Source organism: Achromobacter sp. DH1f (assembly GCF_000633435.1).
GTDB classification, from domain to species: Bacteria; Pseudomonadota; Gammaproteobacteria; order Burkholderiales; family Burkholderiaceae_B; genus Achromobacter; species Achromobacter deleyi.
This window is the reverse complement of record NZ_AYMF01000071.1, coordinates 1-1080: the sequence shown is the minus strand read 5'-3', so window position 1 is coordinate 1080 and position 1080 is coordinate 1. Positions and strand designations below refer to the sequence as shown.

2 protein-coding genes are annotated in these 1080 nt (G+C 66.8%); both read left to right on the top strand.

Going from position 1 to position 1080, the window contains the following annotated elements; all coding sequences use genetic code 11:
* A partial coding sequence (gene rlmB, locus U858_RS0132935) for a 23S rRNA (guanosine(2251)-2'-O)-methyltransferase RlmB (RefSeq protein WP_025141335.1) occupies positions 1-507 on the top strand: 507 nt, incomplete at its 5' end.
* A gap of 63 nt (positions 508-570) precedes the next feature.
* The coding region (locus U858_RS0132930) for a PLP-dependent transferase (RefSeq protein WP_025141334.1) at positions 571-1080 on the top strand (510 nt) is incomplete at its 3' end.

The following is a 1080-nucleotide window of genomic DNA, read 5'->3' as shown; positions in this document are numbered from 1 at the left end:
GAACGCCAGCTGGCCGTCGACGTCGATGAAGTGCTCGACGTCATCGAAGGTCCGCCGCTGCTGCTCATTCTGGATGGCGTGACCGATCCGCACAATCTGGGCGCCTGCCTGCGCACGGCGGACGCCGCTGGCGTGCACGCCGTGATCGCCCCGCGCGACCGCGCGGTGGGGCTGAACGCCACCGTGCAGCGCGTGGCCTGCGGCGCGGCCGATACCGTGCCCTACCTGATGGTCACCAACCTGGCGCGCACCATGCGCAGCCTGAAAGACCGCGGCGTGTGGCTGGTGGGCACCGACGACCAGGCCACCGACAGCATGCACAAGATCGACGCGCGCCAGCCCATGGCCTGGGTCATGGGCGCCGAAGGCGAGGGCATGCGCCGCCTGACCCGCGAGACCTGCGACCAGCTGGTCAACATTCCCATGCTGGGTTCGGTCGAAAGCCTGAATGTCAGCGTGGCCAGCGCCGTGTGCCTGTACGAGACCGTGCGCCAGCGCCAGGACTGAGTCCGCGCTGCTTTCTTTGGTACTTCCTTTTTTCGTCGCCCATTCTTTTCCGCGTAGCCCATCATGCACCAGAACGGCTTTACCACCACGATCCTCCATTCCGACCGCCAGCAATCCGTCGAGCACGGAGCGGTGCACAAGCCGATGCATCCGTCGTCCGAGTTCGCCTACGACGATGCGCGCGAGCTGGCCGCGGTGTTCCAGGGCAAGGCGGGGTTCACCTACGCACGCCAGGGCACGCCCACCACCACGGCGCTCGAAGCCAAGGTCAACCACATGGAAGGCGGCAAGGGCACGGTCAGCTTCTCCACGGGCATGGCCGCGCTGGCCGCGATCTTCACCACGCTGCTGCGTAGCGGCGACCACCTGGTGTCCAGCCAGTACGTGTTCGGCAACACCAACAGCCTGTTCGGCACGCTGCTGGAACTGGGTGTCGAGATCACCTTCGTGGACGCGACCGATTCCGCGCAGGTGCGCGCGGCCATTCGGCCCAACACGCGCATGGTGTTCACCGAGACCATCGCCAACCCCGGCACGCAGGTTGCCGACCTGGCCGTCATCGGCGAGATCTGC